Below are 18,388 nucleotides of genomic sequence, written 5' to 3' on the forward strand. Positions count from 1 at the left end.
TGGTTGTGGCCCACCGGTTGGTGGGCCGGGTCAGAGGTATTTGGTTTAAATTTTTCCTACCAGATCGAGGGAGGGCGCTAAGGTCTCTTCACCTTCCTTCCACTTAGCTGGGCAGACCTCCCCGGGATGAGCGGCGATGTACTGTGCTGCTTTGATCTTGCGCAATAGCTCGCTGGCGTCGCGGCCAATTCCTCCGGCAGTGATCTCGACAATCTGGATACGGCCTTCGGGGTCGATCACAAAGGTGCCGCGGTCAGCGATACCTTCCTCTTCGATCATCACTCCAAAGTTACGAGTGATGGTGCCTGTGGGGTCGCCAATCATGGGGTATTGAATCTTGCCGATAGTGTCGGAAGCGTCGTGCCAGGCCTTGTGAGTGAAATGGGTATCGGTGGATACGGAGTAGATCTCCACTCCCAGTTTCTTGAACTCTTCGTAGTTATCCGCCAGATCGCCCAGTTCGGTGGGGCACACAAAGGTGAAGTCTGCGGGATAGAAGAAGAACACCGCCCATTTGCCCTTAACATCGGCGTCGCTGATATCCAAGAAGTCGCCGTTCAGGTAAGCCTTGGCGTCAAAGGGCTTTAGTTGGGATTCGATGTAACGTGACATGGATAACTCCTTACTCATCACTGTCTTGTCAGTCGTTGTTTGGGGAACGGGATCTATACTATTGAATCGTATTCATTGATAAAAATTATTAATATAAATGCATGTGATAAAAATTTTTAATTTATCTGCATCTTCTGATAGCTGGGGGCTGATAGGTCGAGGTGGGAGGGAGCTGGTGGCTTTCAGGCAATTAAAGCCTGTAGGCGGCAGGGATTGGTGAGGTCAAGTAGTACGGTGCAAAGTTAGTCAAGTAGTTGGCCGAGAGAGTAAGAGTAATGTTAAGCGGGCGCCTTATCGGATTGGGCATGTAAGCAAGGGCAACCTAGGCTGAACTAATACGCTCTGCATTTATTTGCATGAAGAGGTTTTGAGGCGGGTTAGTGAGGATGAGATGAATCTATCGGTTGATTTTGGAGATTTGAGGGAGAAGCTCAAGAAGGATAAGTATTTGTATCTAAGGTTAGATTCACATCCTCTCACCCAGGATAAGTTAAAAGAAATAGATTCCATTGCTAGCAACCTGGATTATGAGGAGGTTTTAGATGGAGATGCTGGAGATAAACATAATCTTCTAGTTGGTAGGCTAAGGAATGATATTGACCTCCCTGAGGACTGCTCAAACTATATGCAGCAAGTTGATCTCATTATAAATAATGAGCAGATGCAACAGTTTTATAAGGGAATAACCGGGTTTGGCAATGTGTGTATTCGAAGATGCCAGGTAAACAGGCTCAAGGTGGGGAATTTTGTTGGGTTGCACTCTGATATGCAAGGTGATCCAGACAAGCCAGATAGCCATTTGGACTACCAGTTTGCAATAGTGGTGCATATAGATTCCTATCAACAGCAGGGGGGAGAAACCATTCTTCATTTTGCTGATGAAGTTAAAAGAATAAATATAGAGCCCGGAGCTATGTTAATTACTGATGGTAATCTTCTTCATGAGGTGACTCGGATATCAAAAGGCTATCGGGAGACCTTAGTTTATTTTTTGTCGGACAACTTTGGGTTTCGTTGAGAAAGCTGTTTATATAATGATCAGCTGTTGAGTTTTAAGCATGAACTCTTGCATCAGCCCATGGTTTTCCCCAAAAAAGAAATTCCTTTTACAGAGTCAGAGTGGCAAATATTAAGGCGTATTTCCAGCGACGTTAACTATGAAAAAGTGACACTCAGTAATGCTGGTGATACTCATGAAATATTTGTTAGCAGGGTGGTTTATGATCAGTTTAAGGACTATAAACCCAAAATAATGAATACAAAAATTGCACCAGAAATACTTTCTGTCTTACTGTCAGAAAAGATGAGAGCCTTCTATAAGGAAATTATAGGAAGTGATCACTTTATTATGCCAAGGTGTCAATTTACTATTTTGGAAAAAGGAGGTTTTATTTCTGAGCATCTGGATACAGATACTAATCCACATTATTATGCCTCGATAGTGCTGCATTTCTCCAGTGGATATACGGGAGGGAGCTACACCTATACGAATTATCTAAGGGATGCTGAGGTTGAGTTAAAGACAAAAGAAAACTCAATGGTTGTCGCTTTGAGCTCAAGGTTTCCTCATTATGTCCAGGCTATGGAAGGTGGGGAGAGACGCACATTAACTTACTTTTTATCTTTTCCATACTGCCAAATGGACCTATAAATGTAAAAACTCTAAGAATGTTGCGCTGTCTGGCTGTGTAGGCTATTGGTGGTTCAGGGCCAACTTATTGCATGTTTCTCAGTCCTTCGCAGTCTGTCAGGCCTCACAGATATTTATTAATAATTCATCTTCTGGTTTTTCTATTGAGACAGTGGTGCGGTCTAAAGACATTTGAAACCAGAGTGATTAATTTACTTTGTATCAGTGACTCTCGCGCACGTTCCCTGCCCACCGCAATAGTTAAAAAATGACAATGCCCACCAAATGGTGGGCAAAGCCAGTTCCAATCCTGTGAGGGTTTGGGAAATCTTAGATCTTTCCTACTAGGTCGAGAGATGGTGCTAGGGTTTCTTCACCTTCCTTCCATTTAGCTGGACATACTTCGCCTGGGTGTGCTGCGATGTACTGAGCAGCTTTAATTTTGCGCAGCAGCTCGCTGGCGTCACGCCCAATACCGCCTGCGGTGATCTCAACGATCTGGACACGCCCTTCTGGGTCGATCACAAAGGTGCCTCGGTCAGCGATACCTTCCTCTTCGATCATCACGCCGAAGTTACGGGTAATGGTGCCGGTGGGATCGCCGATCATCGGGTATTGGATTTTTCCGATGGTATCGGAAGAGTCGTGCCACGCTTTATGGGTGAAGTGGGTATCGGTGGATACGGAGTAAATCTCAACACCCAGTTTCTTGAACTCTTCATAGTTGTCGGCCAGGTCGCCTAGCTCAGTGGGGCAGACAAAGGTGAAGTCGGCAGGATAGAAAAAGAATACAGCCCACTTGCCTTTGACATCGGAATCGCTGACGTCGTGAAACTCACCGTTTTGATAGGCCTTGGCGTTGAACGGCTTGAGTTGGGATTCAATGTAACGGGACATGGATAGCTCCTTTTGAAATTCCGTTGTTTGTCTGTGTTCTTTGATGGTTTAAATGCTATGGGTTGGTCGGCTTTAATAGAAATTAACAATTTAAATGCCGCAGATAGCCTTTGACTATCTGCGGCTGTTCATTGAGGGTAAGGGCGACTTTAGGGATACTCAGCGCTGACTCAGGGTGTGAGTAGTAGATCGCACCGGGATGGATACTTTTCCGCAGGATAGTGGTATGCGACTGATTCGATTGTTAAAGCACGACCTGGCACAAGAGACTGGGGAGTGGGTAGATGATGGACTGATCAGTGAGGCGCAGGCCGAGTTGATCTGTGCTCGCTACGAGGTGGACTACCACAAGGCGCGCCAGCGTTCCCTTGGGTATAACGTATTGGTGGGCCTTGGCTACTTGTTTATTGCCCTGGCATTAATCACTTTGATAGGCGCCAACTGGGATGAGATTCCCCGCGCATTGAGAATGGGAGGTTTGATCGCCCTCACTGTCGCGACCCAGTGTGCTGCATTGCATGTATATTTCAAGCGCAACCCCCGTGCAGGCGAGGGGCTCTTCCTATTGGGGAACTTCTTTTTTGGTGCCTCGATAATTCTTATCGCCCAGATTTATCACTTAGGTGAGCATATGCCCGATGGGCTCTTGTGGTGGGCGCTTGGCTGTACCCCATTTGCCCTGATTACAAGGAGCCCCTGGATAGCGCTACAAGCCAATATCCTTGCGCTAATTTGGTTCTACCTGCAGGTAGTGATGGGATATTACCCAGCACTATTTCCGTTATTCATTCTTGTTTCCCTTTTTGTTCTGCTACGTGGACGGGCGAGTGTTTTATTGCTGCTGGTGATACTGGGAAGCATTGGCCTTTGGATTGAATACTCACTGGCGGAGATCTGGCGCATACAAGAGCAGGGCTTTAAGCTGGCTCTGCAGGCTGAGAGCTTACCGGTGGCAATTGCCTTGTTTGTAATGCTGTATGTATTCAGTCATTGGCTGGCCTTGAAGCAATCCTCCGTAGCTCGGGATTATTCGGCGGTAATCTCCATTTGGTGCTTGCGTTTTGCGTTGATCACCTTATTGGTTTTCAGCTTTGAATCTCCCTGGGAGTCCTTGATTGAAGCGAATTGGGATCATTTGTGGTCCATGTGGCTGGTGGTTGCAGCCATGGCTGCAGTAACCGTGGTATTGGCGATGCCTACGCGAAGGTTGTTATCCAGTAGTGCCCTCCTTGTTTTGTTTGCTGGAGTCCTGGCTTTGGTAACTACCATTGATAATATAGATCTGGCAATTTACCTGCAGGTGGCTGCCAACTTTGCCTTGATTGGCAGTGGTATTTGGCTGATATATCGCGGGGTTCACGATGGTATTTCACATTATTTCTTCCTTGGAGTGGTGGCGATACTGCTCACCGCCTTGTTACGTTATATCGACCTTATTGGAGATTACCTGGGGGCAGCTCTGATTTTCATCCTGTTCGCCGGCCTTTTGTTGGGGGCGGCCAAGTATTGGAAGTCCCATCAGGGCAGGGAGGAAGCACGATGAAGAGGGGGGTTTTCTTCGCCTTAGTTGCAGCGATTGCTGTACAGTTTTTGATTCTTGCTGGCCTATACGTGAAGGCTCAGGTACCGCTTTGGTCTGGCGAGCCAATTCGGGTTAAGACTATCCCGGTGGACCCCCGCTCCATGTTCCGAGGTAATTACGCCCGCTTGAACTATGGCTTTTCCGAGATTAAGAAATCGGCACTGTCTGCTGGCAGGCAGGTGCGCCAGGGAGAGGTGGTTTATGTCTCCCTGAAGAAGTCTCCATCAGGACTTTATGAATTCTCTTCGGCGAGTTTTGATAAGCCCGGTGAGGGTATATTCCTGAGGGGGCGTATATCCAACACAAGGCCTTGGGGTAATGACGATAGCTATCGTGTTAAGTACGGCATAGAGGCTTACTTTGCTCCCAAGAAAAAGGCGCTGCAGCTTGAGAAGGATCTACGAGAAGGGGGGGTGGCAGAGTTAATGGTGGCGCCCAGTGGCCAGGTAAGCCTTAAAACTGTTGTTGGTGAAGAGCGGGCTGGCGAGCAAGGGGGTTGATGGAGCATGTCCTGTGTCGGAAGACAAAAATTCAGTGTTTAAGGAGACAGCGGATAAATTGAGCAGCAGACAAATTTTTTCTGTCATGATGTGGATTGAGGCAGGGGGTTTGCTATTTGCCCTTGTTGCGATTGGCTTCTCCGGTATTGAACTTCCTATACCTGGCGACTCTCCATTTTTGTCAGTAGTTTGGGGAGTCTGTGGGGCACTATTTAGTTTTACCGCTGTTGTAATTCTTACCCGCTCTCCTACATCTTTCGGTTGTACGCTGCGCGGCCACTGTGCGCAGCTGACTCAATTATTCTCAGGAATATCTACTACGCAGATTATTCTGTTGTCTATCGTTGCAGGTATTTGTGAGGAGATTTTTTTTCGGGGATTTCTACAGGTATGGCTATCACAGCTCAGTTCCCCTTTAATCGGGTTGCTGGGTGCTTCACTAATTTTTGCCTTTCTGCATTGGGCATCATTTACATATTTCCTGCTGACATTTGTTGTTGGATTGGTTTTGGGGGTTGCTTATCAGCAGACAGGCAGCTTATTGGGGGTGATTATTTGGCACGCAGTTTATGACTTGCTCGCACTCATGGTACTTTCAAAATATCCTCGTATGTTGGGCCTGGAAGTTCCACTGGTCAAATAGAGATTTGGGAAACTGTTTGTTTGGGGGTAGCACCTTCCGTCTGCCCTGGAGAAAACAAGAAATTTATTTAAATACAGGTGGCTTGTTGATCGATTTTAGGCCTGATGATTCGATTTTGATTATGCGGCAGCCAGTTAACAATAGGGAAAATGTTAATTTGGACCACCGCATAAATATATTGTTATACAATCTCAAAAAAGCCTATGATCTGTTCATCATTATTTAAATTTTGGACGTAGAATCTCCATTTGTTATCTTCGCCGCGCACACCAAAACAGCGGGCAAGGCTATCGTAGAAGGTAGTACCTCCTTTCGCGAGTACTTTTTCCATCTTTTGGGGTCCTGTTTTTCCATTCATTTTAAAGCCCGTAACCGAAAGCCTTCTTTCGAGCTTTACTGGAGCAGGAATATCTACCTGTTCTTCCAGTTTATCCCTTTGCTTAGAACCGTTCCAGGTTGTTCCTGAACTAGTATCACCGGCAACATGCATGACTGTAACGCTATGTCTTGCGTCATCGTGAAATTTAAGGGTCATTCGGCAGCCGCTAAGGTGCGATGTCATAAAGTAGGGCGGACTTTTACTGTCTAAAGTTACTGATACGGCTGATTTACGAGCCCAGGTCATATAAGTCGCTTTTTTTTCGGATTTGTCATCCTTTTTCATCAGGATTATATTTGGGTCCCTGAACACAAAGTCGATTCCGGTTTGATACACTCCATTCTTAATATCAAATTCCTGAGTATTGAAATCCAGTTTATACTTTTTGAAGGCCGTCTCAATATCGTTGTCCAATTCGCTTAAGAAATCGTCATAACTTGGCATATCTCTATTTCCTTTTCGTTAGATTTTAACTATGCGCGATATCCGGTTGTTCGCTAAGATGATAGTGTTTATAGATTATTCAAATGCAGGTCGATAGTCGACGATTTCTTCATTTCATCAGATAATAAAATTAATTTGATAATTGATAGTGTAATGTAAATTCCAATCTTGAACTTAGCATGCCAATTTTTTGGTAACTACCTAAGTTGGCGAATTAAGCAAAAGTTCCTTATTTACTCCTTTTTTGCTCCACATTTCTTACACGATTTGTGGTTCTTCAGGTATTTTCGATGCCCCAAAGGGCTTATTCACTTAAAAGGCTAATCTATGATTTGCTGGTAGGTTAATGATTGCTGGCAGAAACAGCTTGAGCGAGATCAGCTACTGATCATTTATTGTCGGTCAATACACTTTAGTAGTGTGGAAGCAGGTTCAGGAAGGATCTGTCTCGCTTCTTCAGCGGAACATGAACTGTCTTTGTACATCTAGCGAGGTGTTTACTGAGTGAGGAGGCGTATTCTGTTGATATTGGAGGAGGTGCCGCACAGGTTGGGGTGGCCGGCAAGCCCTAAGACGTTCACTTAAAAAAAAGAAAAGTGGCCAGTAAAAACTGGCCATTATCTGAATTACTTTGCCGCACCATATATTTGCTCTGCCCGATTGAATAGGACCCAAGAAGTTAATATATACTTATCTCCTGATTTGGGTACGTTACCCCTATGAGTATGGGTAAAGCCTGCTGGAGCAATCACCATTCGGCCAGCTTTGGGCTTTACTGTTTTATTTTGGTAGTGAAATTCAGTATGCCCACCTTCATCAACATCATTTAGATAAAACATAAACAAGAGGACGCGATGCAAGGCCTCATTGTGCGGCATTTGTGGAAAAACTTCACTGTGCCAATAGGGGTAGCCACCTTCCCCCTTATTGTATTTCTGGGCGTTAATATGCCCTAAGCGGAACAACTGCTGCATCAAAATGTGTGCTTGCGGAGCGCCGACTTCTTCATAATTATCCTGGGTGAGTTTAACCGGCTCCCCCGTTTTGGGGTGGATGACAGTAAGTCCAAAGGTACCTATAAGCAGAAAGTAATACTTTTTAAAGTACTCGGTTATATATTCTGAGGTATAGTCAATGGTTTGCGCTAAGATATCTTTAAATTCAGGGTGTTGATTTAAATAGATATCTTTGCTTAGTTTTTTAGACGGGTCGACGCCTCCTCCGGTTACTCCCTGTACTTGCCTGCTTGGGCTGCTCTCAAAAAGTTTGATCACCTGCTGACAGAAATCTAAGGGAAGGGCATCATCATATACTTCGATAAAATCTGTCATGTGGGTTGTCCAATGAAACTGCATGTTAGACGCTCAAGTTTAGAATTGCTAACAGTAGGGGTCAATAGTAAATTAAATTTTGTTTGTATCAGGTCAATCTATTTATAAGCTTGTTTTTTAAAGGCTAATTCATATCGGGTTTGTTTTTGTATGTGCCATTGATCGGGGACTTTTTTTTAGAATTGATGAAATGTACTTTCTGACATGTTTGGGTAAGGTCGTGTTGGTAATAGTGTGTTACTGGTCTGGTTTGATGGTGTGTAAGCTATTTTACGTTAATCACCACTAAACTTGATGTTTAAAATTGAAAACTCATTCATGCGTTTTTGAAAAAGCTTATGCTGGGTTAAGTTTTTAGAGTTGAGTTTAATAAATCCGTTAAAAGCGACAAGCCTACAATTATAATACCGGTGCATAAGACGACGGTGCAGATGGCTCAATATTTATCAAAGTAGGGTATGGGCGAGAAGCCAGGTGAGTAGCACGGTAATTATGCAGGCAATCAGTGCGAGCAGGCCATCGTGGGTAACGAGCGCCAGGCCGAAAATGGTGAGGGCAAAACCTGCTGTGGTTGCGGAGAAGGGCACCAGTTCCAGCAGTGGTATGGTTAATGCAATCAGTGAGCAGATAGTGCCTATCGCATAGGTGCCACTGCGCCGCACCATAAAATCCAGGCGCGGCCGCATCCAGCGGTCGGCAAATGCTGCTGGCCGCCTCAGCCATTGTAAGGCGTCATTCATTTTTTTCCGTGAGATGGACCGACTCAGTAACCACTGTGGCAACCAAACGTGCCTACGGCCCAGCAGCAGTTGTATAGCGACGAGCAATAAGAGAGTGGCCATTACGGTAGATAAGCCGGGTACTCCGCTTAGGGGAGAGAAGAGGATTAACCCAACTAATAGCAGGAAGGGCGCGAATGACCTGCGCCCGATGGATTCCAGTACCAGCTGTAGGGAAATGCGCTCGGTGTGCTGGCAACTGGATTTTATCTGATCCAGCAACTGGCTAAGACCGGTAATCTCTTGTGACATGATGGGCTAGCCCTCAGCGCCCCGGCACACAGAGTTTCGCCGTGCCCCGTGCGCAGCTTCCCTGGCACTCAACTTTCTGTTTGCTATCGCGCCCAACCAGGCCACCCCTTTGTTTTGAACACCAGACTTTGCCGAGGTAGTCTTTGGTGCAAAACCCTACACCACAGACAATATTGCCATTGATATCAGAGAGGGCTCCACCTCCGGAGTGAATAGCGCAATAGACATTTCCATCGCTATCTCGCGCACACTGGCCGGGGCCGCAGCGTTTCTGTTGCTGTCGATCTAGGCGACAGTCTGCCATGGAGGAGCTGGGGAATAGGGCCCAACAGATAAAAAGCAAAGGGGTGAGAAGGCGCACAGACAACAACATAGTGCTTACCGGAAAGCGGTTACCTATTGATAGTCTGTGCCCCTGTGGCGCTGATCGCCAGTCTTGATGCCCCGGATGCAGAAATAAAAGTCAGGTGTAGAACAGCTCATCCAAGGTGAAGGTTTCTACGCCAGTTCCCGCTTTTTCGCATACGGCTACCATTTTCTCGGCTACCTGGGAGCCCGTAATAGGACGATAACGATGTAGTCCGGGTAGTCGGCAGACCCAGGGTAAGACAATGGCGCCTATTTTCTCTGCAGGGCGGAGGTCGGCCCGTTTACCGATGAGCAGAGAAGGGCGGAAAATACTGATGCGGGCAAAGGGCAGTGACAGGATCTTTTGTTCCAGTTCCCCTTTCATGCGCAAATAGGCACTGTTGCTTTTCGTATTGGCGCCGCTGGAGGATACCAGCAGGTAGTGGGCAACCCCATTATCTGCTGCCAGCTGTGCAGCACGAAATTGATACTCCACGTCCACTTTGCATTGTTGCTCCAGGCCGCCCGCTTGCTTCTTGGTGGTGCCCAGGCAGGAGAACAGCAAGTCACCATGAAACAGGTCTGCGTATTCTTCTAAGTGTTCAAAATCAACCTGCTCATTGCGAACTTTTGGATGGGAAAAGGACAAGGGGCGGCGGGTCAGAGCGACTATTTCGCCTATCGATTTTTCCTGTGCCAGCTGCTCAACCAAGTGGCTACCAATCAGCCCAGTTGCACCTATAACAATTGCTTTTTTAGCCATAGCTTCCGACTTCTTTGTTTGGAATGCGTGTGGATGATGGCCTGCCAGGGGTGTTGCCTTCAAGCTTTTTGTGGGCCTGGCGTTGTAGAGAATCCTTAAATCACCGGTATTAATGGCAAATTGAACTGTACTTCATGCTGGGGGGAATTAGTCTGAAGAGTAGTCGTGAATTGAATACTGGAGAACGTAATGCCTTGAGTAATACTCCTTCGATTGGCGGCCTAATATTTTGGTTATTAATCATAGGGATTTGTATAAGCGATGCCATTTAATTATTCGAACGTGCCTTATCCCATTCGCGATGATTTACGCAAGGCAAATCTAAAGGCTTGGCAGTTTATTGGAGAAACGGGCAACTGGTGGTCTGTAGAAGATCATATTGCTATTGCCAGGGAAGTGCGTGCGGCCTACAACTGCGAATTTTGTCGGGAGCGAAGAAAGGCGCTCTCCCCTTATCAGGTGGAGGGGCTGCACGACAGCCGCTCGGATCTTCTCAAAGCGGTTGTAGATACTGTTCATCGAATAGTGACTGACCCCTCCCGCCTGAGTGAGGAGTGGTTGAAAAAGCTGGTACCTTCGGAAATCTCCATGGGCCAGTATGCGGAGCTTGTGGCGGTTGTTGTCTTTACCATGAATGTGGATACCTTCCATCGTGCGTTGGGGTTGGATTTAGAAGAGCTCCCCAAGGCGTTGGCCGGGGAGGACACAGTGCCTTCCCAATACACACCCGCAGGGTTGGAAGAGGGTGCTGCCTGGGTGCCTATGATTGGACAGGACCAGTGCACGGGTGCCGAGCAGGATCTGTACGAGGATATCCCCAGACCTACTAATGTACTCAGGGCCCTGAGCTTGGTGCCGGATGCTGTGCGTTGCCAGCGCTATATGGAAAACCGCTATTACTTTATGCCCTTTCAGGTCATGCAAGTGGGAGAGAATCACGATCGCGCTCTTTCTCGTACTGAGATAGAGTTGGTGGCCACTAGGGTGTCGATGAACAACGAGTGCTTTTACTGTGCGGCCTCACACGCGATGTTGCTCCAAGTGAGTAGTGAAGTGCAGGGAAAACAGGAAGATATTGCCAACCTGCTTATTTCTGAAGATTCTGCAGGAGGCAATGGCGGTGGAAGACATCACCCCCATGGAGCAGAGGATTATGCGCAACTTCTCGCTTTTGTGGATGCGGTCATGGGCGAGGATGTACAGCTGATCCCCCCCACCAGGGAGAGACTGGAGCAGGAACACGGTAGTTCCGCTTTAGTGGATGTGGCGGCACTAATCGGCAGTTTCCAGCGCATGAATCGTATTGCCAACGCGACAGGAATAGAGCTGGATAAAGAGGTCGACCTGTTAAGTCAACAAGCCCAAAGTGAGCTGGCACTGGATAAATACGCCCAGGCAACAGAGACTACAGCTGGTGGCAAGGCACTGGGTTGGTTGGTAGCCAAAGTGCGCCCGGTGTTATTCAAAATGGCCGGCAAGAGGGCAAGGGATAGGGTATAAGCATTGTGTGGGCTTATAGCTAAAGGGTCGCCTTCAGTGTTTTTGCGTGTGGGCGCCGATGATACCTATGGGGTCAAGGCGCGGAACCATCTTTTGTCTCTTGCTGGCGCATCGGCATGCTGTCGATACGCCGCAAAATTTCCGTGGGGGCATACTTGACAGCACGATATTTCACGCCACCATCCTTTCCTATCAAGACTACCTGCTCGCCATCGCCCTTGAAATACTGATCCTTGATATTAGCGTTGAAATCGCTGGTGATTTTCCCTGGATAATTCGTCTCGATATTGCCCTTGGAAAAGACAAACCACAGTAAGTCCCTTTCTGCAAACTGAGGGCCCAACTTCAGTAGAGACTGCATAGTCTCTGTCTCATTGGCAGGGTTGTTGAGGAGTAATACGCGTTTCTGCCACTGGAAGCTGCTTAGATTGTTCACAGTGTCTGCTTGCGCAAATTGATAAGGAGCGAAGATTAACAAAATAAGAAGAATGTATTTGCGCATGAGAATATCTCTGCTATGGGCCGGTTGGTGACTTCAGCATCTCTGCTTACGTTGTTTAAATAGCATAAAGAGTTGTTTGGTAGCGTAGAGAAAACCTGGCTTGGATGGGAAGAATCACCAATATCTATATTTTAGCCGAGTGCTCTCAACTAAACTAATTGCTACCTATTGTCTGTCTCGGTTGGGGTGGAAATTTATAAATTGCCGTCACGGCTGAGGCGATAGCGTACATCCAAGGGTGTGGGGTATAACTTGGGACTTTCCGGGAACTTAACTTGGAATCTGGTCGGATTGTAATTCCAGGCTGAAACCCTTGGAGTTGTTAACGTCCATGTCACACATCCAGGAGCAGGACCCCAATTCCCCCCGTCTAGGCTTGCTGGCCATATTCGTGGCCCTATTTATCATTGCTATTGATATCACTGCATTCTCTCCTGCGATCCCGGCGATCGAGCGGGAGATGGGTATGGATATCACCACCTCCCAGTGGGTTATCAATGGCTATGGTCTTGTCTTTGGTGTACTGGTGGTTACCGGAGGGAGAATTGCGGATATCTTTGGGCGGCGACGGGCATTTATTACTGGAGCAGGAATTTTCCTGGCGTTCTCCTTGATGGGCGGCCTTGCCCTGAATGTGCCGATGCTTCTCGCCGCCAGGGCATTCATGGGGGTGGGGGCAGCGTTGATGTGGCCCTCCATTTTAGGAATGGCATATAGCCTGATGCCTGAAGAGCGCGCCGGAGAGACCGGCGGTCTGATTATGGCTGTTTGTGGCTTGGCGAATACCCTTGGACCTGTAATGGGCGGGTTATTGGCGGATATGTTCAGCTGGCGATGGATTTTTTTTATAAACCTGCCAGTTGCGTTTGCCGCTGCACTTATGTGCTGGAAATTTGTTCCCCGAGATGTTCCCTTTGATCCCGATGAACGTATTGACTATCTGGGTGTTATCACTCTGACTGCTTCTCTGCTGAGTTTTCTCCTGGCCCTGAATTATGCATCGGGGGTTGGTTTTATGCACCCGTTGGTAATCGGGCTATTGGTGGGATTTCTGGTATTTAGTGCAGTTTTTATTTATATAGAGTCTCACCAACGAGAGGTAGCTCTTATTCCTGAGGATGTTATTAAAAATAAGAGGTTCTCTGCGGCCGGAGCCGTTACTCTTTTTACTTCTATTACTTTCTTTTCAGTTATTTTATATCTGCCCCAGTACCTGACAAATGTGCGTGGATTTACCACTATGCAATCGGGTTTAACGCTTGTTCCCTTGATGATTGCCTTTGCGGTTTTTTCATTTATAGCCGGTAAACTCTATCAAAAGACCGGGGGGAAGATTCTGGTTTGTGTTGGGATCCTGGCCATGAGTCTGGGGATGTTTTATATCTCCAGGTTAAGTGATGGCCGTGAGTATATCTTTGGATTGATTATCCTCGGGGCTGGACTGGGGTTATTTAATCCATCTACAACCACAATGGTCATCGCTGTAGTAGACCCCAGTCGCGCGAGCCTGGCCAGTGCGATTATCTATATGTTGAAAATTACTGGCGGCGCGGTGGGACTCGGTGTTAATGCCGCTATTGTAGGATTTGCACCCGATATTACTACAGGTATTAGTAGGGCTTTTGAAGTAAATGCCTGCTTTGCATTTGTAGGGTTTGTTATTGCTTTCCTGTTTATGAGCGCACCCACTGTGACTGAGCGTGAGAGAGGTAGTTCTGAATGATAAGCATTTTTTGTGAGTTGGTGGAGGTTGTATTGGCTTTTCGGTTGAAGAGGATCTATCGCTGAGTTGACTGTAAGGCTGCTGTTTATGTCATATTTCCAGATGACGCTCTCGAAGTCTCAGAAATTGGGCTTTTTGGCAGTCAACCTCGCTTTATTCCTTGTCACTGTTGATTTCACGGCTTTTTCTCCTGCAATTCCCGCGATTGAACAGGAATTTAATATTGATATCACTACCTCCCAATGGATTATCAATGGCTATGGGCTGATGTTTGGGGTATTGATCGTTACGGGTGGACGTCTTGCTGATATCTATGGGCGCCGTAGGCTATTTTTTATTGGTAGTACTATTTTTCTGTTATTTTCGTTGATCGGGGGCTTATCCTTTAATACGCCAACCTTGCTGATTTCTAGAATTGTTATAGGGGCTGGGGCTGCACTGATGTGGCCATCAATTCTGGGAATTGCCTATACATTGGTGCCACCCAGCAGGGCTGGCCAGGTAGGTGGGTTGGTGATGACGGTATGTGGTTTGGCAAATGCAATAGGACCAATTCTGGGAGGAACACTGTCTGATCTATGGGGGTGGCGGTGGATTTTCCTGATCAATATACCCCTAACCCTGTTATCTGTATTTCTTTGCTGGAAGTTTGTTCCACAGGATACGCCAACTAAATCATCGGTCAGGGTCGATTATGCCGGTGTAATTATGCTAATGGTGTCAGTGTTTAGTCTTTTGTTTGGTATGTATGTTGCCGCGGAGATCGGGTTCAATCGCTTATATACATTGTATTTTTTCTTCGTTTTTTTTGTTTCTCTTGTGGTCTTTTTGTTTTTGGAAGTAAAGAAAGGCAGGGATGCATTGATTCCCGGTGATGTAATCACTAACGCAAAATTTACAGTGGTGGGTGCCATCAGTTTTGTTACATCGGTTGTTTTCTTTTCAGTGATTCTTTATTTGCCCCAGTATTCCTCTAAAGTGCTCGGATTCTCGGCTCTTGATTCGGGCCTGGCGCTACTGCCACTAATGATTTCCTTCGTCTTTATCTCGTTTTTATCGGGGAGAGTCTATTTAAGTTTGGGGCCGAAACTTATAATTTGTGTGGGGATTTTCCTGATGGGGGCAGGTATGGCATCGCTTTCTGCTGTATCGGGTGAATCACGTTACATAGATGTTGTTCCAGGTTTAGTATTGTTGGGGCTTGGCCTGGGGTTGTTTAACCCTGCCGCAACAACCCTGGTTGTAACAATAGTCGAGCCTGGACGGGAGAGCCTTGCCAGTGCAATCCTGTTTATGTTTAAGGTTGCGGGTGGCGCTTTGGGGCTGGGCCTGAATGCCGTGGTGGTGGCATTTGCTCCAGATATGATCTCTGGTATTGGTCGGGCCTTTTTGTTAAATGCATTTTTGGTTTTTGCTAGTTTGATAGTTGGGGTATTTTTTATTGCCAGGGGCACCCCGGAAAGTCGTGTTGAGTAAATTTCTCGATACTTTTACAGCTTGCCCAAATTTGAATATATAAAGTCCACGCAAAGTTTAATTTTGGGGATCTGATATTTGCTGCGTTCGTAGAGTAGAAAAATGCCAATGTCCCCTCCGGGACTAACCGATACCTTGCCCTCGGTAGGCACTTCTACCAGCTCGCCAGAGTCTATGTGTTCACAAATACTCCATGAGGGCACACAGAACATACCGCGATGATTTAAAGCGGCAGCCAGTAGGGCTTTGCCATTATTACTGATCAGGTGAGTGGTAAGCTCGATTGGCTCCCAGTAATTGCCGTTGAAATAGTGCCAGTCAATAGGCCCTTTGGGGCCCCGGTACTGCAATGCGTTTGCGGACTCTATGGCTTGCTTGTTTAGGGGAAATTCTTGCTTCAGGGAGCTGAGATATTCAGGTGAAGCGGTTAGTGAGAATTCGTTTTTTGACAAGCGCTTGGCGATAACACGTTCGTCAGGAGCGTAGCCTCCGCGTATAGCGATATCAACCGGGTCCTTACCCAGCTGGGTGAGATCGTCGCTATAGTGCAGGTCAAAGACAATATCCGGATAGCGTTGGGCAAACTGCTCCAGCAGGGGAGTCAGGTGTTGCTCACCATAGGAGGGGAGGCAGCTGATTCGAACAAGTCCACTAGGAGCCTCAAAAGTCTGGCTGACCAGTTCATCAGCTTGTTCCAGTTGGCGAATGGCCTCGCCGATCATGGAGTAGTAGAGTTTCCCCAGTTCGGTCACCTCAACCTGGCGAGTGCTGCGTTGTAGCAATTCAATACCCAGGGAATGCTCCAGATCGCGGACTCTGCGCGAGATGGAGGAAGCTGGTACGTCAAACTCCTCGGCCACGGCAGTGAAACTACATAGTTCTGCCACCCGCTTGAAATAACGTAACGCCCTGATTTTGTCCATAATTACCTCCCCAAGTGATCATACCGCCCAGTATTTCTCCTTATTGTTGTCAAAAAGACAAAAGACTTCCACCTATTGCCATCTGTTTCCCAAGGTGGGCGGGGGGCACTATCGCTGACATCAAATGAACGGATGACCAGAGATATTTATGAAAGCACTTAAAATAACTCGCTATGGTGATATCAATACGAGCCTGGCTTTTGGTGAGGCGAGTGTGCCGATACCAGGAACAGGTGAAGTATTGATACGAATCCATGCAGCGAGTATCAATCCGATTGACCTGATGGTGATGCGTGGCGATATGAAGGCCGTCAAAAAGCTGGATCTTCCGGTAGGGATTGGTCGCGATCTCAGCGGCGTAGTGGTTTCTGTAGGCGGTGGCGTTACAGCCTACCAGCCCGGCGATGAGGTTTTCGCCCGCGTTGGGGAGGATCATGTGGGGACACTGTCGCATTTCCTGAGCGTGGATGCCTCACACCTGGCGAGAAAGCCAAAAAATCTGACGCATGAGGAGGCTGCCAGCATCCCCTTGGTGAGCCTGACTTCCTACCAGGCCCTGATCCAGGTTGCCGGCCTGAAAAAGGGCGAGAGAGTACTGATTCATGCCGGTTCCGGTGGTATCGGTTCTGTGGCAGTTCAACTCGCCAAGGCCTATGGGGCCTATGTCATTACCACAACAAGTAGCGCCAATGTTGAGTGGGTACGCGAACTGGGCGCGGATCAGGTAATTGATTATAAGAAGGAAAATTACCTGGATCTCCTCTCTGATATTGATGTGGTCTATGACACCCTGGGTGGGCAATACACGCTCGATGCTTTTAAAGTTCTGAAGCGGGGCGGAAGGGTTGTCTCAATCTCCGGTGTATTGGACCCCCAGACGGCGAGGGAATTTGGTATCGGCTGGCTCCTGCGCAAGCTGCTCAGGCTTAAAGCACGTTCTGTAATGAAGGCTGCAAAGGAAAAGACAGCGCTTTACCGGATGGTGATTATGGAGGCAAACGGATCGCAGCTTGAGGAATTGGGCTCCCTTTGTCGGGACAATATTATCAGCCCTGTTATTGATAAGATTTACCCCTTTGAACAGAGCCTTGAGGCGCTTTCATACCTGGAAACCGGTCGTGCGAAAGGCAAGGTTATTGTATCCATGGGGGAGTCAGCTAATGCTTAAGTGGGTAGTAAAGCTCTTAAAATAGATAATTTGATTTGACATCAATACCGCCCCAAAAACAGGGGCGGTCAAGTTAAGGGGTCGGATAAACTCGTACAGTACAAAAGTTTTATTATTGTGGGTTTATCAATAAGTGGTACAACCTTAAGGTAATGCAAGCTGTTTTATAGTAATCAGAGCTTGGCCATCGCATAGATAAAATACGTGATTTTCTTCACACTTTCCTGCCCTGTGCCCCTCTAAAATCGGAAAAATTCCCACCTGTCTGTTTCGCTAGATTTGACTTTCCTCACATCTGCCGATTCCTGTATTCAATACAATGCCGCTGGCTGAAGGGTCCCTGTGTACAGGCATTTCAATGTGGCCCGCAAGGGTCTTCCGCATCGCTGGTTTCATTGTTAAAGGTAGGGTCAGAGGTAGATCACATGTTCAGAATTCTACAGGTAACAATCCTGCTGCTATTGGCAAGCGTGGTTTCTGCGCAAAATGTCAGTCGCGATGATATTCGTGGTCTGGATGAGCAAATCCAGGATGTAAAAAAGGATGTGATCGACCTGACTGCGACTCTCTCGCAGCTGGAAGAGAAACTACTGTTTCCCTCTAACTCACAAGTGGCCTTTTTTGTCTCTGTTGCCGATGAGCATCCCTTTGAGCTGGAATCTGTAGAGGTCAGGCTAAACGGCGAAATTGTTGCGCACCATTTATATACCTATCGCGAAATCGAATCCCTACAAAAAGGTGGCGTGCAAAAATTATATACCGGTAACGTCCAGACTGGCGCGCATCCTTTGCAAGTCCGCTTCATCGGTAAAACACCCTCCGGCCGCGAGTATCGGGCCGAAGCTTCTTACCAGGTAGATAAGGCTGTGGGGCCGAAATTTGTTGAGATCAGCATCTTAGGAGCCGAGTCTGAGATTAACTTCAAGGACTGGTAAC

At 47.2% G+C, this 18,388-nt stretch carries 19 protein-coding genes; 10 read left to right on the forward strand and 9 right to left on the reverse strand.

What is annotated here, in order from left to right; genetic code table 11:
* Positions 1-45: 45 nt before the first annotated feature.
* Complete coding sequence (gene ahpC / locus ABWV76_RS17010) at positions 46-612, reverse strand: alkyl hydroperoxide reductase subunit C (protein ID WP_282953091.1); 567 nt, start codon at positions 610-612, stop codon at positions 46-48.
* Between the two features lie 391 nt (positions 613-1,003).
* Here ahpC (ABWV76_RS17010) and ABWV76_RS17015 point away from each other — a divergent pair, with 391 nt between their 5' ends.
* Both ABWV76_RS17015 and ABWV76_RS17020 read left to right on the forward strand, forming a co-directional pair.
* On the forward strand, positions 1,004-1,630 hold the full coding sequence (locus ABWV76_RS17015; RefSeq protein ID WP_353376710.1) for a 2OG-Fe(II) oxygenase: 627 nt from the start codon (positions 1,004-1,006) through the stop codon (positions 1,628-1,630).
* A 27-nt stretch (positions 1,631-1,657) separates the two neighbouring features.
* The gene (locus ABWV76_RS17020; RefSeq protein ID WP_353376711.1) at positions 1,658-2,263 is read left to right on the forward strand and encodes a 2OG-Fe(II) oxygenase; all 606 of its coding nucleotides are present in this window, start codon (positions 1,658-1,660) and stop codon (positions 2,261-2,263) included.
* 309 nt (positions 2,264-2,572) lie between these two features.
* Here ABWV76_RS17020 and ahpC (ABWV76_RS17025) read toward each other — a convergent pair whose 3' ends face one another.
* Positions 2,573-3,139, reverse strand: coding sequence for an alkyl hydroperoxide reductase subunit C (gene ahpC, locus ABWV76_RS17025; protein WP_020413219.1), 567 nt, complete (start codon positions 3,137-3,139; stop codon positions 2,573-2,575).
* A 226-nt stretch (positions 3,140-3,365) separates the two neighbouring features.
* Between ahpC (ABWV76_RS17025) and ABWV76_RS17030 the strand changes: the two genes are divergently transcribed.
* Genes ABWV76_RS17030 through ABWV76_RS17040 form a run of 3 tightly spaced genes read left to right on the forward strand, consistent with a single transcriptional unit; the run spans position 3,366 to position 5,864 of the window.
* Entirely contained in the window at positions 3,366-4,682 is a 1,317-nt protein-coding gene (locus tag ABWV76_RS17030) for a DUF2157 domain-containing protein (protein WP_353376713.1), read from the forward strand.
* Entirely contained in the window at positions 4,679-5,221 is a 543-nt protein-coding gene (locus tag ABWV76_RS17035) for a GDYXXLXY domain-containing protein (protein WP_353376714.1), read from the forward strand. Before ABWV76_RS17030 ends, ABWV76_RS17035 begins: the two co-directional genes overlap by 4 nt.
* Positions 5,222-5,234: 13 nt before the next feature.
* Complete coding sequence (locus tag ABWV76_RS17040) at positions 5,235-5,864, forward strand: CPBP family intramembrane glutamic endopeptidase (protein WP_353376715.1); 630 nt, start codon at positions 5,235-5,237, stop codon at positions 5,862-5,864.
* A 181-nt stretch (positions 5,865-6,045) separates the two neighbouring features.
* Here ABWV76_RS17040 and ABWV76_RS17045 read toward each other — a convergent pair whose 3' ends face one another.
* From ABWV76_RS17045 to ABWV76_RS17065, 5 genes are all read right to left on the reverse strand, one after another.
* Positions 6,046-6,687 (reverse strand): hypothetical protein, encoded by a 642-nt coding sequence (locus ABWV76_RS17045; protein WP_353376716.1) that lies wholly within the window; start codon positions 6,685-6,687, stop codon positions 6,046-6,048.
* A 626-nt stretch (positions 6,688-7,313) separates the two neighbouring features.
* Positions 7,314-8,018 (reverse strand): 2OG-Fe(II) oxygenase, encoded by a 705-nt coding sequence (locus ABWV76_RS17050; RefSeq protein WP_353376717.1) that lies wholly within the window; start codon positions 8,016-8,018, stop codon positions 7,314-7,316.
* 446 nt (positions 8,019-8,464) lie between these two features.
* The gene (locus tag ABWV76_RS17055) at positions 8,465-9,049 is read right to left on the reverse strand and encodes an exopolysaccharide biosynthesis protein (RefSeq protein WP_020413213.1); all 585 of its coding nucleotides are present in this window, start codon (positions 9,047-9,049) and stop codon (positions 8,465-8,467) included.
* A gap of 13 nt (positions 9,050-9,062) precedes the next feature.
* Positions 9,063-9,422, reverse strand: coding sequence for a hypothetical protein (locus ABWV76_RS17060; protein ID WP_282953102.1), 360 nt, complete (start codon positions 9,420-9,422; stop codon positions 9,063-9,065).
* Positions 9,423-9,512: 90 nt separating this feature from the next.
* Entirely contained in the window at positions 9,513-10,160 is a 648-nt protein-coding gene (locus tag ABWV76_RS17065; protein WP_353376718.1) for an NAD(P)H-binding protein, read from the reverse strand.
* 261 nt (positions 10,161-10,421) lie between these two features.
* Here ABWV76_RS17065 and ABWV76_RS17070 point away from each other — a divergent pair, with 261 nt between their 5' ends.
* A complete protein-coding gene (locus ABWV76_RS17070) occupies positions 10,422-11,660 on the forward strand; it encodes an alkylhydroperoxidase-related (seleno)protein (RefSeq protein ID WP_353376719.1) in 1,239 nt (412 codons plus the stop codon).
* A gap of 73 nt (positions 11,661-11,733) precedes the next feature.
* Here ABWV76_RS17070 and ABWV76_RS17075 read toward each other — a convergent pair whose 3' ends face one another.
* Positions 11,734-12,162: a DUF4174 domain-containing protein gene (locus tag ABWV76_RS17075; protein WP_353376720.1), complete on the reverse strand. Its 429-nt coding sequence runs from the start codon at positions 12,160-12,162 to the stop codon at positions 11,734-11,736.
* Positions 12,163-12,442: 280 nt separating this feature from the next.
* On the opposite strand from ABWV76_RS17075, the gene ABWV76_RS17080 reads away from it, so the two are divergent.
* On the forward strand, positions 12,443-13,885 hold the full coding sequence (locus ABWV76_RS17080) for an MFS transporter (protein WP_353376758.1): 1,443 nt from the start codon (positions 12,443-12,445) through the stop codon (positions 13,883-13,885).
* Positions 13,886-13,972: 87 nt separating this feature from the next.
* Positions 13,973-15,361 (forward strand): MFS transporter, encoded by a 1,389-nt coding sequence (locus ABWV76_RS17085; protein ID WP_353376721.1) that lies wholly within the window; start codon positions 13,973-13,975, stop codon positions 15,359-15,361.
* Between the two features lie 14 nt (positions 15,362-15,375).
* Here the strand turns inward: ABWV76_RS17085 and ABWV76_RS17090 are convergent, their stop codons facing one another.
* Positions 15,376-16,284, reverse strand: coding sequence for a LysR family transcriptional regulator (locus tag ABWV76_RS17090; RefSeq protein WP_353376722.1), 909 nt, complete (start codon positions 16,282-16,284; stop codon positions 15,376-15,378).
* 148 nt (positions 16,285-16,432) lie between these two features.
* Between ABWV76_RS17090 and ABWV76_RS17095 the strand changes: the two genes are divergently transcribed.
* Both ABWV76_RS17095 and ABWV76_RS17100 read left to right on the forward strand, forming a co-directional pair.
* The gene (locus tag ABWV76_RS17095) at positions 16,433-17,452 is read left to right on the forward strand and encodes an NADP-dependent oxidoreductase (RefSeq protein WP_353376723.1); all 1,020 of its coding nucleotides are present in this window, start codon (positions 16,433-16,435) and stop codon (positions 17,450-17,452) included.
* A 425-nt stretch (positions 17,453-17,877) separates the two neighbouring features.
* Positions 17,878-18,387: a hypothetical protein gene (locus ABWV76_RS17100; protein WP_020413204.1), complete on the forward strand. Its 510-nt coding sequence runs from the start codon at positions 17,878-17,880 to the stop codon at positions 18,385-18,387.
* Position 18,388: the final 1 nt, after the last annotated feature.

Source organism: Microbulbifer sp. NBRC 101763 (assembly GCF_040371615.1).
Lineage (GTDB): Bacteria > Pseudomonadota > Gammaproteobacteria > Pseudomonadales > Cellvibrionaceae > Microbulbifer > Microbulbifer variabilis.